Annotated in this window: 13 protein-coding genes, 1 pseudogene and 1 riboswitch; all 14 genes and pseudogenes read left to right on the top strand. The window is 73.3% G+C overall.

Features of this window, described 5'->3' with window-relative positions; all coding sequences use genetic code 11:
- Positions 1–94: 94 nt before the first annotated feature.
- Complete coding sequence (locus WMF12_RS01310) at positions 95–922, top strand: enoyl-CoA hydratase/isomerase family protein (RefSeq protein WP_437860212.1); 828 nt, start codon at positions 95–97, stop codon at positions 920–922.
- A 1,128-nt stretch (positions 923–2,050) separates the two neighbouring features.
- Positions 2,051–2,258: riboswitch (cobalamin riboswitch) on the top strand.
- A 98-nt stretch (positions 2,259–2,356) separates the two neighbouring features.
- Positions 2,357–3,070 carry an energy-coupling factor ABC transporter permease gene (locus tag WMF12_RS01305; RefSeq protein ID WP_437873973.1) on the top strand — a complete coding sequence of 238 codons (714 nt, stop codon included), beginning with the start codon at positions 2,357–2,359 and terminating at the stop codon, positions 3,068–3,070.
- Entirely contained in the window at positions 3,067–3,408 is a 342-nt protein-coding gene (locus WMF12_RS01300; RefSeq protein ID WP_437860199.1) for a hypothetical protein, read from the top strand. The genes WMF12_RS01305 and WMF12_RS01300 overlap by 4 nt, the downstream gene beginning before the upstream one ends.
- The gene (locus WMF12_RS01295) at positions 3,398–4,147 is read left to right on the top strand and encodes a CbiQ family ECF transporter T component (protein WP_437860192.1); all 750 of its coding nucleotides are present in this window, start codon (positions 3,398–3,400) and stop codon (positions 4,145–4,147) included. Before WMF12_RS01300 ends, WMF12_RS01295 begins: the two co-directional genes overlap by 11 nt.
- Positions 4,144–4,971, top strand: coding sequence for an energy-coupling factor ABC transporter ATP-binding protein (locus tag WMF12_RS01290; RefSeq protein ID WP_437860182.1), 828 nt, complete (start codon positions 4,144–4,146; stop codon positions 4,969–4,971). Before WMF12_RS01295 ends, WMF12_RS01290 begins: the two co-directional genes overlap by 4 nt.
- Complete coding sequence (locus WMF12_RS01285; protein WP_437860169.1) at positions 4,947–6,134, top strand: CbiX/SirB N-terminal domain-containing protein; 1,188 nt, start codon at positions 4,947–4,949, stop codon at positions 6,132–6,134. The genes WMF12_RS01290 and WMF12_RS01285 overlap by 25 nt, the downstream gene beginning before the upstream one ends.
- A 23-nt stretch (positions 6,135–6,157) precedes the next feature.
- Positions 6,158–6,532, top strand: a complete 375-nt coding sequence (locus WMF12_RS01280; RefSeq protein ID WP_437762077.1) for a DUF3209 family protein — start codon at positions 6,158–6,160, stop codon at positions 6,530–6,532.
- A gap of 69 nt (positions 6,533–6,601) precedes the next feature.
- Complete coding sequence (locus tag WMF12_RS01275) at positions 6,602–7,339, top strand: FAD-dependent oxidoreductase (protein WP_437860154.1); 738 nt, start codon at positions 6,602–6,604, stop codon at positions 7,337–7,339.
- 17 nt (positions 7,340–7,356) lie between these two features.
- Positions 7,357–8,502 carry a cobalt-precorrin-5B (C(1))-methyltransferase gene (locus tag WMF12_RS01270; protein WP_437860145.1) on the top strand — a complete coding sequence of 382 codons (1,146 nt, stop codon included), beginning with the start codon at positions 7,357–7,359 and terminating at the stop codon, positions 8,500–8,502.
- A complete protein-coding gene (locus WMF12_RS01265; protein ID WP_437860135.1) occupies positions 8,499–9,236 on the top strand; it encodes a precorrin-8X methylmutase in 738 nt (245 codons plus the stop codon). Before WMF12_RS01270 ends, WMF12_RS01265 begins: the two co-directional genes overlap by 4 nt.
- Positions 9,233–10,555: a precorrin-6y C5,15-methyltransferase (decarboxylating) subunit CbiE gene (gene cbiE, locus WMF12_RS01260; RefSeq protein ID WP_437860129.1), complete on the top strand. Its 1,323-nt coding sequence runs from the start codon at positions 9,233–9,235 to the stop codon at positions 10,553–10,555. Before WMF12_RS01265 ends, cbiE begins: the two co-directional genes overlap by 4 nt.
- On the top strand, positions 10,552–11,352 hold the full coding sequence (gene cobI, locus WMF12_RS01255) for a precorrin-2 C(20)-methyltransferase (RefSeq protein ID WP_437743737.1): 801 nt from the start codon (positions 10,552–10,554) through the stop codon (positions 11,350–11,352). Before cbiE ends, cobI begins: the two co-directional genes overlap by 4 nt.
- The gene (locus WMF12_RS01250) at positions 11,349–12,488 is read left to right on the top strand and encodes a cobalt-precorrin 5A hydrolase (protein WP_437860114.1); all 1,140 of its coding nucleotides are present in this window, start codon (positions 11,349–11,351) and stop codon (positions 12,486–12,488) included. Before cobI ends, WMF12_RS01250 begins: the two co-directional genes overlap by 4 nt.
- Positions 12,481–13,752, top strand: a pseudogene (gene cobJ / locus WMF12_RS01245) (precorrin-3B C(17)-methyltransferase). The gene WMF12_RS01250 and the pseudogene cobJ overlap by 8 nt, the downstream one beginning before the upstream one ends.
- Positions 13,753–13,808 lie beyond the last annotated feature (56 nt).

The following is a 13,808-nucleotide window of genomic DNA, read 5'->3' as shown; positions in this document are numbered from 1 at the left end:
TCGACACAGCGGGATCGGGAGGACACGGAATGACGCCTTCCCTGGCCCACGGCAGGCGCTTCCCCCCGGCGCGGGGCGCTGCTAACCACGCTCCATGACCGCTCAAGAACAGCAGCCGGGGGCCCCTGCTCGCGGTACGCTCCAGTTCGTCGCCGTCGAGCGCGCGGATCACGTCGCCACCGTGACCATCCAGCGGCCCGACAAACTCAACGCCCTGAACCCCGCCGTCCTCGGCGAGCTCACCACGGCCTTCCGCGACCTCCTCGCGCCCGCCGAGGGCAACGAGGTCCGCGCGGCGGTGCTGACCGGCGCCGGCAAGGCGTTCGTCGCCGGCGCCGACATCGCGGAGATGGCGGCCATGAACAGCATCGCCGCGAAGCGGTTCGCCGACGCAGGCCACCGGCTCGCCGAGCTCATCGAGACTGCCCCCTTCCCCGTGATCGCCGCCGTCAACGGCTTCGCGCTGGGCGGCGGCTGCGAGCTCGCCCTCGCCTGCGACTTCATCTACGCCGCCGAAGGCGCCAAACTCGGCCAGCCCGAGGTGAACCTGGGCGTCATCCCGGGGTTCGGCGGGACCCAGCGGCTGCTGCGACGGGTCGGGCCCGGACGCGCGCGCGAGCTCGTCTATTCAGGTGACATGATCACCGCCCAGCAGGCGCTGTCGATCGGGCTCGTCAACGCCGTCTTCCCAGCGACCGAGCTCCTCGCGCGCGCCCACGAGACCGCCCTCAAGATCGCCTCGCGCGGCCCGCTCGCCGTCGCCGCCGCCAAGCGCGTCCTCCTGCGCGGCGAGAGCCTCGACCTCGCCGCCGCCAACGAGCTGGAAGCCCAGGCATTCGCGGCGCTCTTCGGCAGCGAAGATCAACAGGTCGGAATGAAAGCGTTCCTGGCGAAATCGCAGGCCACGTTCACCGGAAAGTGACGCCTCGGAAGACGCGAACCGCGCGCTCGAGGGCAAAAAAAATACCGCGCATCACGCTGGAGGGGGGCCCAGAATGACCGCGGCAGGGAAACCGCGCCGGAGTCTTGAACGTCCGCCACGGTGCAGAAGAAAGACCGCATGCGCTCCGGGCTGGGGGGTCCGCGCCGGTGCGCATGCGGTAGTCAGATTGTGGCATCCGCAGGCGCATTGTCGATAACAAAGTGCAACGCGTGCACGCCGAGCGAGCAGAGCGCTCCGGGCGCGAAGGCAGCCAGGCGGGCGCGCGACCCACACACACCCGATCTGCGGGGATTCACGTTCGAGCCGGGCATACCCCTCCACCAGAGACAGCGCCCAGCGCAGCGTTCATCTCGCATTCCGAGACGAGCGAACACGAAATCCCTCATCTCTTCAATAAGAGAGGCCACGAGGCAGCAGGCCGTACACCGGACACCTGCTCCCGAGTAAAGAGCCAGGACGAACAAAGCACACTGCGGAAGGAACGCGCCGGCTCCTGTATTCAAGCGCACGAGAGGCCCTCGTGCGGGCCCAAACCGAGACAGGGGCTGCGCCCGCGCGGCGACAAAGTAAACAGGTTTTATCTAAGGGGGACATAATTCAAGACGTGTGCTCGACGACTCTTCGCATGATGCGTCTGGGTCAATTTCTCGGCCTCGGGCCGCCGCACGACAGGGCCTCGATCGCTCGTCGGCGCCCATGGCCGCTCGATGGGGGGGCGCCGACGGGCGCGCGACGCGCCTCGGCAGCGATGGCCTCGTGCGCCTCGGCAGCGCCCCCCGAGGGCAGGGTGCCACCAGCGCAGGCATCACCGCCGCGCCGACGCCGCGGACGAGGGCACTCGCGGCGGGCCGCGCCGGGCCGGACCGCGCAACGCGGAAGCACGCGCCCCCGGGTCGACGCACCCGGGTTCGCCCGGTCCGCGCCCCCGGCTCGCGCGATCGCGCCGCTACGATACGCGGCCGACGCGCGAGGCGGAGCTGGCCCGCGCTCGACGGGGAGCTCGTCTGACATGCCATGCCGCATGCAGCGCCCGCTGAGCCCCCTCCTCCACGATCGGGGCGCGACGTCCTTGACGCCGGGCACGAAACGGGATTACCGAGCACCGGCCTGACAATCCATTCCTCGGGTGCCCTCCGGGGCATAACAGGGAAGCCGGTGCAAAACCGGCGCGGTCCCGCCACCGTGAGTGGGGAGCTGCCTCCGAAGACCACTGGGCCCCATTGGAAGAGGCCTGGGAAGGTGGACGCAGCGCTGGGAGCTCGATCAGCTCCCTGAACCCATGAGCCGGGAGACCTACCCGAGCCTCCCACGAGGTGCAGCTTGCGCACGTCTTCGTGGCGTTCGGGTGCGGACTTCACCCGGAGCGCCGAAATCGGTCTTCACGGCCGCGCATTGTCGATCGCCGCCGTGTCCCTGGGGACGCTCCTCGCGCCCCGGCCCGCGGCCGCGATGCACCTCGCGGAAGGCGTCCTGCCGCTCGGCTGGTGCGCCTTCTGGAACGCGCTCGCGCTGCCCTTCGTCGCGATCGCCCTCCACCTGCTCCGGCGCCGCACCGAGCAGGACGCCTTCTACAAGCCGTTCGTCGGCCTCATCGCGGCCGCCGTCTTCGCGATCTCGTGCATGCCCGTGCCGGTGCCGACCGCCGGGACCTGCTCCCACCCGTGCGGCACAGGGCTCGCGGCGGTGCTCATCGGCCCCTGGATGACCGTCCTCGTCACCGTGGTGGCGCTCCTTATCCAGGCCCTCTTCCTCGCGCACGGCGGCCTCACCACGCTCGGCGCCGACGTCGCGTCGATGGGCATCGCGGGCGCCTTCACCGGATATTTCGCCTTCCATGTCGCGCGGCGCTGCGGCGCGAACCTCTGGGTCGCGGGCTTCCTCGCGGGCGTGACGTCGGACTGGGCAACCTACGCCACCACGGCGCTCGCGCTCGCGCTCGGGCTCTCGGGCGAGGGATCGGTGACGTCCATGTTCACGGGCGTCGCCCTCGCCTTCGTCCCCACCCAGCTCCCGCTCGGCCTGCTCGAGGGCGTCATGACCGCGGGGGCGCTCGCCTTCCTGCGCGCCCGGCGGCCCGACATCCTGGACCGACTCCAGGTCGTCCGGCTCGCCCCGGGGGCGTCGTGAAGCGGCGGCTCGGACAGCGCCCGCTGCCAGCGCCGCTCGCGCGGCGCGCGTGCGCGGCAGCGCTCCAGCTCGCCGGTTCATTCTGGCTCGCCGCCTGCGGCAACGCGTCCTGGGACGGCGTCGACGAGGCCGTGGTGCGCCGCGTCGCCGAGGACGCAGGGCGCCACGACACGGGGCCGCTGTTCGCGGGCCTCGAGGGCGACCTCCTGCTGTTCGCGTTCCTCTGGGCCGGGCTCCTCGCCGGCTTCGCCCTCGGCTATTTCTCGCGCGTGCTCTTCGTCGAGCGCGCGGGCGCGCCCGCGGGCAAGGCCGGCGGCGAAGGCCTCCGTGCGGACTGACCCGCCCGCGCGGCTCCGCGACGTGGACGCCCGGCTCCGCCTCGGGGCCGCCGTGGCGGCGTGCTGCGTCGCCGCGGGCGCGCGCTCGCCCGTCACGCCGGCCGCGCTGCTCCTGCTCGCGTGCGCGGCCCTCCGCCTCCAGGGCACGCCGGCGCGCGCCGTCCTCCGCGCCGCCGCGCCCGCCGCGTGGATCGGAGCGGTCGCGGCGGCGCTCGCGCTCGCGCTCACGCCGGGGGCGCCGCTCCTCCCCGGCGCGCCGTTCCCGGCCGACGCGATCACGGCCGAGGGGGCCCGCCGCGCCGTGGCCATCGGCGCGCGCGTCCTCGCGGCGGCCGCGGTGCTCCGGTGGCTCGCCGGCGCCGCCGCGCCCGCCGAGATCGAGGCGGCGCTCGCCGGGCTCGGCGTCCCCGCGGCCCTTGTCGAGCTGCTCGCGCTGACGCGGCGCTTCGCCGGCGTGCTCCAGCGCGCGGCCGACAGCGCGTGGAGCGCGGCCGCGCTCCGCGGTGGGTTCACCCGCCCCGGCGCCGCCGCGCGCTCGGCCGGCGCCGTCGCGGGCGTCGTGGCGCTCCGGACGCTGGAGCGCTCCGAGAGCGCCGCGCTCGCGATGCAGCTCCGCGGCTACCAGGGGAAGCTCCCCGTCGCCGACCGAAGGACGAGCGCGCCCACCGCGAACGTCGCGTTCGCCGCCGCCGCGCTCGTGGCCCTCGGGCTCAGCGTCGCCGCGGGAGAGGCCGGATGATCGCGATCGCGCTGCGCGCCCCCCGGCTCGGCTACCGGCGCGGCGAGCCCGTGCTGCGCGACGTGCGCATCGACGTCGCCGAGGGCGAGTCCGTCGCGGTGCTCGGCGGCAACGGCGCCGGCAAGACCGCGCTGCTCCGGACGCTCGTCGGGCTCCTCCCGGCGCCCGGCGGCGGCGTCGAGATCGCGGGCCGCCGCGTGGCCTCGCCCTCGGACGCCGTCGCCGCGGGCGCCGCGCTCGTGCTCCAGGACCCGGACGACCAGCTGCTCGGCGCGACGCTCCTCGACGACGTCCTGTTCGGCCCGCGAAACCTCGGCCTGCCCGCGCCCGAGGCGCGCCGCCGCGCCGAGGCGGCGCTCGCCGCCGTGCAGATCGCCCACCTCGCCGATCGGGCCATCGAGGCGCTGAGCTTCGGCGAGCGCAAGCGCGCGTGCATCGCCGGGATGCTGGCGATGCGGCCGCGGGTGCTGCTGCTCGACGAGCCCACCGCGGGGCTCGACCCGGAGGGCGAGCTCGCCCTGTGCCAGACGCTGCGCGCGCTCTCCGAGCAGCAGGGGACCACGCTGGTCACCGCGACGCACGCGGTGGATCTCGTGCCGCTCTTCGCCTCGCGCGCGGTCTTGCTGGGCGACGGTCAGGTCCTCGCGGACGGGCCGCCGCGGGAGGTGTTCGCGCGGGGGGAGCTCCTCGCGCGGGCGCGGGTGCGGCGGCCGTGGGTCGCCGAGCTCTGGACCCGGATGAGCCCTGCGCCGCCGCGGGGCGGCGCGGGCCTCCCGCTCACCCTGGAGGAGGCGCTCGCGTGCATGACGACGGTCTCCTGCTGATCGGCCACGGCAGCCGCGACGCCGCGTCGAACGCCGAGTTCGAGGCGATCGTGGCCGATTACGCCGCGGCGCGGCCCGAGATCGCCGTGCAGCACGGCTACATCGAGCTCGCGACGCCGCACCTCGCCGACGCGCTCGCGGCGCTCGCGGCGCGGGCGTCGCGTGTGGCGGTCGTGCCGCTCTTCCTGTTCGCGGCGGGGCACGTGAAGAACGACATCCCGCTCGCGCTCGAGCGGGCGCGGGCCGCGCACCCGGGCGTGCGGTTCTCGGCGGCGCGGCCGCTCGGCGTGCACCCGGCGCTCGCGGAGATCGCGTTCGAGCGCGCCGCGACGGCGCTGCCCACCGACCCGGCGGCGCGGGCCCGGTCGGCGCTCGTCGTCGTGGGGCGCGGGTCGAGCGACCCCGACGCGAACGGCGATTTCTGCAAGACGGCGCGCCTCATCGGCGAGGGCCGCGGGCTCCAGCTCGTCGAGCCGACCTTCATCGGCGTCACCCGGCCCTCGGTCGAGGAGACGCTGGAGCGGGTCGCGCGGCACCGGCCGGAGCGCGTCGTGGTGGTCCCCTACTTCCTCTTCGCCGGGCGGCTCATGACGAAGCTCGCCGAGCAGGTCGACCGCTTCTCGTCGACATACCCGTGGATCCGGGCGTCGCTCGCGCCGCACCTCGGCCGGTCGAGCGCGCTCGAGGGCCTGATCGACGAGCGCGCGCGCCAGGCGTTCGCCGGCGAGGCGCCGCTCCCCTGCGACACGTGCATGTACCGCACCGCGCTGCCGGGGCTCGCCCGGGAGGTCGGCGGGCTCAAGGCGATGCTCTACAGCGTGCGCCACACGCTCACGCACACGCAGGCGTCGAACCACCCGCACGCCCACCGCTCGCTGCGCAAGCACGTGCTCGTCTGCGGCAACGCCGACTGCGTGGACCGCGGCAGCCTGGCGCTGCTCGAGTCGGTGCGCCGCCTCGTGAAGCAGGCCGGCCAGCAGCAGCAGATCCGCGTGACGAGGACGTCGTGCATGGGGCGCTGCGGCGAGGGGCCGACGGTCGCCGTCTACCCCGACGGGGTCTGGTACCGCGGCGTCCGCGAGGAGGACGCGAAGGACCTCGTCGAGGAGCACCTGCTCGGCGACCGGCTGGTGGCCCGGCTCGTCGACGACATCATGCAATGAAGGATGGATAGGAGAGAACCGATATGGCCTGTCACGAGATCGCCGCGCTCCGCCTTGGGCTCATGAACATCCTGGGGATCGACGACCCGGGCGAGCGCGCGCACGAGCTCGCCGAGCTCGGCGCCGCGGCCGCAGAGCCGGGGCCGGTCTCGGCGATGCTGCGCGCCGGGGACCTGAAGAGCCTCTCGCGCCTCTTCGAGGGGTCGCTCGTGGAGCTCCAGGAGAAGGTCGCGAAGACCGCCGCCGGCGACCCGAAGCTGCCTTACCTGCGCTCGCTCCTCATCCTCACGAAGCAGGTCGAGCTCGACCTGCGCGCCCAGGTCGACGGGCTCGGCCGGCTCTACCGGGAGCTCGAGGAGATGCACGACTTCGTGCACGAGATCTACCCGGCCGAGTGAAGCGCGGGCCGCTCACCGGAGCGGCCATGGGGCGCGTGATTGCGACCGCGCGGAGACAGGAGCGACGTCATGGCAACACAAGGCAACCCGAAGATCAGGATCGCCCACGCAACGCCGCTCGGCGACGCCGCCCGGCTGCTCCGCCTCGAGCGCGTCGACGGCGCGGAGGTCGGCTTCGCCGGCGGGCAGTACGTGATCATCAACACCGGCGTCACCCTGCCCGGCGGCAGGCTCGCGAAGCGCGCCTACTCGCTGCTCTCCAGCGACGCCGAGCAGCGCACGGTCGAGATCGCGGTGAAGCGCGTCGGGGCCGGGCCGGGCTCGAACGTGCTCAACGACATCGCCGTCGGCGCCGAGCTCGAGTTCAGCGGACCCTGGGGCAAGCTGCGGCTCGCGCCTGGCTTCTCCGGCCGCGCGCTCGTGATCGCCACCGACACGGGCATCACCGCCGCCCTCGGGATCGCCCGGAGCGTCGCCGCCGCCGGCGCGGCGCAGCTCGAGCTGCTCTGGCTCGTCGAGCCGGGCGAGACCTTCGCCTCCGAGCCGTTCGTCCGCGAGCGCCTCCCCGCCGCCGTCCGCCTCGCGGTCGCCCGCGATCTCCCCACGATCGGCCACCCCGAGCGGCCGGCGCGCGCGTGCGCCCTCGTGGAGCGGGAGCTCGCGGCAGGGCCCTACGACGCCGTGCTCTGCGCCGGCGACGGCGCGATCCTCTACCCGCTCCGCGACCGGCTCGCCTCGCTCGGCGCGCCCGAGGGCAGCGTGCTCCTGGAGAGCTTCTTCAACAACCCGATGAAGAAATCTCCGTAATCATTCAGGATCCCTCGATGGTAGAGGTCCGGCCGAGAGACCCGAAAGGGCAGCGCGAGGGGTTCACGACGGGCGCGTGCGCGGCCGCCGCGGCCAAGGCGGCGGCGCGCGTGCTCGCGCGCGGCGCGGCGGTCGACGCCATCGAGACCACCCTGCCGAACGGGCAGAAGGTCACCTTCCCGCTGAAGCGCTGCGATCGCGACGGGCCGCGCGCCACGTGCAGCGTCATCAAGGACGCCGGCGACGATCCCGACTGCACCCACGGCGCCGAGCTCGTCGCCGAGGTCGAGCTCCGCCGCGAGCCGGGCGTCGAGATCCGCGGCGGCGCGGGGGTCGCCGTGGTGACCAAGCCGGGGCTCGGGCTGCCCGTCGGCGCGCCGGCCGTGAACCCCGTGCCGCGCCGGAACATCACCGAGATGGTCCTCGAGGAGCTCGAGGGCTCGGGCTTCGCCGGGGCCACGGTCACCCTCAGCGTCCCCCAGGGCGAGGAGATGGCGAAGCAGACCATCAACGCGCGGCTCGGTCTCATCGGCGGCATCTCCATCCTCGGGACGAGCGGGATCGTGAAGCCGTACTCGACCGCCGCCTTCCGCGCGAGCGTCGTGCAGGCGATCGACGTCGCCGCAGAGCGCGGCATCGCGGCGCTCGCGCTGACGACCGGCGGCAAATCCGAGGCGTACGCGATGAAGCTCTACCCGGAGCTCCCGGAGGAGGCGTTCATCCAGGTGGGCGACTTCATCGGCACCGGGGTCCGCCACGCCGCGCGGCGGCGGATCGCCCGCGCGATCATCGTCGGCATGATCGGCAAGCTCTCGAAGATGGCCGACGGCAAGATGATGACGCACGCCGCCGGCTCGGAGGTGAGCATGGAGCTGCTCGCGCAGATCGCCGAGGAGCTCGGCGCGCGGCCGGAGATCGCCGCCGAGATCCGGCAGGCGAACACCGCGCGGCACGTGCTCGAGCTGTGCCAGCGCGAGGGGCTCACCGGCGTGCCCGGGGGGATCTGCCGGCGCGTCGTCGAGCACACCTCGCGTCACGCGGGCGGCGGCCTCGAGGTGCACGCCTGCCTTGTCGATTTCAACGGGGCGCTGCTCGGCCGGTATCCGGCCGGCGACGCCGGTGCCATCGGTGCGGACAGAGCGGAGAGAGCGGAGGAGCCATGAGTGGTGATGAGGTGCGCGCGGTGAACGACATGCGGCAGATGACCGCGCTCGGGCGGCGCATCGAGGACAAGAGCTTCGCGATCATCGACGAGGAGGTCGGCGCGCACGGCTTCCCGGAGGCCGAGTGGCAGGTCGTCCGCCGCGTGATCCACGCGACAGCCGACTTCGAGTTCTCGTCGCTCATGCGGCTCCACCCCGAGGCGATCGCGCGGGGCATCGCGGCGCTCCGGGGCGGCGCGCCGGTCCTCGTCGACGTGAAGATGATCGGCGTCGGCCTGAACGAGCAGCGGCTCGCGTCGTACGGCTGCGCGATCCACTGCTTCATCTCGGACGACGACGTGATCCAGGCCGCCTCCGCGGCCGGCTCGACCCGCGCGATCGAGTCGATGCGCAAGGCGCACCGGCTCGGGCTGCTCGACGGGGCGATCGTGGCGATCGGCAACGCGCCGACGGCGCTGCTCGAGGTCGTGCGCCTCGCCCGGGAGGAGGGGGCGCGGCCGGCGCTCGTGATCGGCGTGCCGGTCGGCTTCGTGTCGGCGGCGGAGTCCAAGGAGGCCCTGCTCGAGTCCGGGCTCCCCTTCATCGTGGCGCGCGGCCGCAAGGGCGGCAGCCCCATCGCCGTCGCGATCGTCCACGCGCTGCTGCTCCTGTCGTCGGAATCGGCGGCATCGCCGGGATCGACAGGATCCGCGGGCTCCGCCGGCTCGGCCGAGCCGGCCAAGGTGGCGAGATGAGCGCGCGCCGCGCCGTCACCGTCGTCGGCATCGGCGACGACGGGTGCGCCAGCCTGTCGAGCCGCGCCGCGTCCGCGGTCGCCCGCGCCGAGGTGCTCGTGGGGGGCGAGCGGCACCTCGAGTTCTTCCCGCAGTTCCGCGGCGAGAAGATCGCCCTCAAGGGCGGCCTGTCCGCGGCGCTCGACCGCGTGGACGCCCTGTCCGCCGAGCAGAACGTGTGCATCCTCGCCTCGGGCGACCCGCTGTTCTTCGGCGTCGGCGCGCTCGTCGTCCGGAAGCTCGGCGGCGAGCACGTCGAGATCATCCCGAGCCTGAGCTCGGTCCAGTGGGCGTTCGCGCGCACCGGGATCGCCTGGGACGACGCCGCGTTCGTCTCGGTCCACGGGCGCTCCCCCGAGGGGTTCGCGACGCGCCTCCGCCGGCTCTCGAAGGTCGCGGTGCTGACCGACGGAGAGAACAGCCCGGCCCGCCTCGCGGCGCGGCTCCTCGAGCACGGCGACGCCGGCTGGAAGGCGTGGGTCTGCGAGAGCCTCGCGGGCGCCGGCGAGCGCGTGCGCGCGTTCGACCTCGCCGCGCTCGCCGCCTGCGAGGACATCGGCCCGCTGAACGTGCTCCTGCTCCTGCGGAGCGATCCCGCGTGGCGCCCGCCGCCGGCCGTCCCCTACCTGCACGAGGACGCGTTCGCGAAGCGCATGCCGAAGAACGGCCTGATCACGAAGCGCGAGGTGCGCATGCTCTCGATCGCCTCGATGGCGATCCGCCCGGACGCGGTCGTCTGGGACGTCGGCGCCGGCTCGGGGTCGGTCTCGATCGAGGCGGCGATGCTCTGCCCCCTCGGGCGGGTCTATGCGATCGAGGTCGACCCGGAGGGCGTGGAGATCTGCCGCGACAACGTCCGCACGCACGGGGTCGACAACGTGCGCGTCGTCGCGGGCCGCGCGCCCGAGGCGCTCGCGGCGCTCGAGGACCCGGACGCGGTGTTCGTCGGAGGGAGCAAGGGGAGCATGGAGGAGATCGTCACGGTGGCGCTCGATCGGCTGCGCCCCGGCGGCCGGCTCGTGGTCAACGCCATCACGATGGAGAACGTCGCCGAGACGTACCGCGCGCTGCGGGCGCGGGGGCTCGACCCCGAGGTCACGCTGCTCTCGGTCTCGCGCGGCGTCCCGCTCGCGCGCTACGTGCGGTACGAGGCGCTGAACCCGATCCACATCTTCGCCGCGACGAAGCCGGCGAAGGCGCAGGAAGCCGTGGAAGCGGCGGAGGGCGCGGCGCCGGCCCGGCCCGCCGGCTCGCCGCGGTCCACCTCGGAGGCGTCATGAGCGGCCTCGGCAAGCTCTACGGCGTGGGCGTCGGCCCCGGCGCGCCGGACCTGCTCACGCTGCGCGCCGTGCGCGTGCTGCAGGAGGCGGACGTGCTCGCGCTCCCCCGCAGCTCGGACTTCGGCGCCTCGATGGCCTACCGGATCCTCGAGCCCGTCGTCGGCAAGCAGCGGGACAAGGAGCGGCTGCTCCTCACCTTCCCCATGAGCAAGGATCCGGATCGCGTCCGCCCCTACGTGGACGCGGCCGTCGAGAAGATCGGCGACCGGCTCTCGCGCGGCCTCACCGTGGCGTTCGCCACCGAGGGGGATCCGTCGCTCTTCAGCACCTTTGTCTATGTGCGCCGCGAGGCGCTCCGCCGCTTCCCCGGGCTCGAGGTCGAGGTCGTCCCCGGCGTCACCTCGGTCACGGCGGTCCCTGCCGTGAGCGGGCTCGCGCTCGCCGACGGGCAGGAGCGGATCGCCATCCTGCCCGCCACGTACGGCGTCGACGACCTGACCGACGTCCTCCAGCGCTTCGACACCGTGGTCCTCATGAAGATCGGCTCGGAGATGCCGAAGGTGACCGAGGCGCTCACGCGCGCTGGCCTCCTCGATCGGGCCGTGTTCGTGTCCAAGGCGACGATGCCCGAGCAGCGGATCGTCCGCGACCTCCGGGCCGCGCAGGGCGAGCGGGGCGACTGCTTCGCCATGGTCGTTGTCACGCGCGGGGAGCGGAGCGGGCTGCTCGTCGGCGAGGCCCCGGCCTCGCCGCCGGGCGGCTTCGACAAGGCTGTTACCGAACCGGAGGCCCCATGATCGCCGAGCGCAAGCCCTACGCCATCTACGCCATCACGCGGCACGGGATCTCCATCGCGCGCAAGCTCATCGAGGGGCTGCCGGGCGCGGATCTCTACGTGTCGCAGAAGCTGTTCGACGGGGCGCCGGCGGGGGCGAAGCCGCTCCCGCTGCCGATGGGGCCGCTCTTGAACGAGGCGTTCACGGCCTACGACTGCCACGTCTTCGTGATCAGCGTCGGCGCGGTCGTGCGCATGATCGCGCCGCTGCTCAAGAACAAGAAGGTCGATCCTGCGGTCGTGTGCGTCGACGACACGGCGCGCTTCTCGATCTGCGTGCTCTCCGGGCACGTCGGGCGGGGCAACGCGTTCACCGAGAAGGTGGCCGGGCTGCTGGGCGCGCAGCCGGTGGTGACCACGGCGTCCGACGCGCTCGGGACGCTGACGGTCGACATCCTCGGCCGGGACCTCGGGTGGACCCTTGACGATCCCGACCGCAACGTGACGCGCGGCTGCGCCGCCGTCGTGAACGCCGCGCCGGTGCTGTTCGTCCAGGAGACCGGCGAGCCCTCGTTCTGGCCCGAGGCGACGCCGCTGCCGCCGGGCGTGCGTTACGCGACGTCGCTCGACGGCGTGGACCCCGGCGCGTGGGAGATCCTGCTCGTCGCGAGCGACCGCGATCTCTCCCGCTCGCACCCCGAGATCGTCGAGCGCGCCGTCGTCTACCGGCCGAAGAGCCTGGTCCTCGGCGTCGGCTGCGATCGCGGCGCGCCGCTCGACATGGTGGAGCGCGGCGTCGACCGGCTGCTCGAGGAGCACGGGCTGTCGGCGAGATCGGTGAAGGCGCTGGCGACGATCGACAAGAAGGCCGATGAGGAAGCGCTGCTCGCGCTGTCGGCGCGGCGGGGGTGGCCGCTTGTCACGTTCACGCCCGAGGAGCTCGACGCGACCGAGGGCATCGAGAACCCGTCGGAGACGGTGAAGAAGCACGTCGGCGCCCGGGGCGTCGCCGAGCCGGCCGCGCTGCGGGCGGCGGGGGCCGCGAGGCTGCTCGTGCCGAAGCGGGCGTACACCGAGGAGGGCGTGGGGCGGTCCATGACGCTCGCGGTGGCGCGCGTCCCCTTCTCGAAGCGCAACGTGGAGGAGAGCCATGGGTGACAGCAAAGGAGTCCTGTCGATCGTCGGGATCGGTCCCGGCGCCGAGGAGCACGCGTCCCGCGCCGCCCTCGAGGCGATCGCGGCCTCGGACCTCATCGTCGGGTACACGACGTACATCCGGCTGGTGAAGCACCTGATCGAGGGCAAGGAGGTGATCAAGACCGGCATGACCGAGGAGATCGGCCGGGCGCGCGCCGCGGTGGAGCGGGCGCGGGACGGGGCGCGCGTGGCGATCATCTCGTCGGGCGACGCGGGCGTTTACGGCATGGCCGGGCTCGTCTTCCAGGTGCTGGAGGAGATCGGCTGGAAGCGGGGCGAGTCGCCGGAGCTCCGCCTCGTGCCCGGGATGACGGCGCTCAACGCGTGCGCGTCGCTCGTCGGCGCGCCGCTCGGCCACGACTTCTGCGCCATCTCGCTCTCCGACCTCCTGACCCCGTGGCCGGTCATCGAGCGGCGGCTCGAGGCCGCCGCCGCGGCCGACTTCGTCATCGGCCTTTACAATCCCGCGAGCGGGCGGCGCACGCGCCAGATCGTGCGGGCGCAGGAGATCATCCGCCAGCACCGCGCGGGCACGACGCCGGTCGCGCTGGTGAAGAGCGCCTACCGCAAGCTGGAGAGCGCCGTGCTCACCGATCTCGACCATTTCCTCGAGTACGAGATCGGGATGCTGACGACGGTGCTCGTCGGGTCGACCAACACCTTCATGTTCGAGGGCTACATGGTCACCCCGCGCGGGTATACCAACAAGTACACATGGGATGGAGCCGCGCTCCCCGGCCAGACGCCGGGGCGCTCGCTCGTGCTCTCCGAGGAGAGCGGCACCGCGGAGGAGGTCTAGATGGCACGCGTAGGGAGGCTGGGCGGCGCGATCCTCGCCGAGACCCAGGGGGCGTATTACCTCGTCGGCAACACCAAGGCGCCGTGCGACTTCCGCGCGGCGGGGTTCGAGCCGCCGGACGAGGTCGACCTCGTGAAGGGGGCCTATGTCCGGCTCAAGCCGCTTCGCGACGCGGGCGAGATCGAGGTGGCGCCGCCGGTGCTGCTGCTCGACGTCGAGGGCGAGGAGCTCGCGAAGAAGCTCGTCCACCGCTTCGTGATCGACCGGAATGGCTCGGTGAGCGAGCGGCTGTGGCGGCTCGTCTACAGCCACGACGACCCGCTCGACGACGCCGAGGCGCCGGTCGAGCGGGACGCGCGCTGGCTGGGCGACATCCCCGAGCCCATCTGGCAGCTCGTGCGCGACAACGTCCTGCGCTGCCTGTAGTCCGATCGGGCACGGGGAGGACACTCAGGCAGCTCGCCTGATGTCGGGGTGCTCGA

Origin of the sequence: Sorangium sp. So ce363, assembly GCF_051520435.1 — a bacterium.
Taxonomy (GTDB): Bacteria; Myxococcota_A; Polyangia; order Polyangiales; family Polyangiaceae; genus Sorangium; species Sorangium cellulosum_B.
This window is presented reverse-complemented; position numbering and strand designations above follow the sequence as displayed.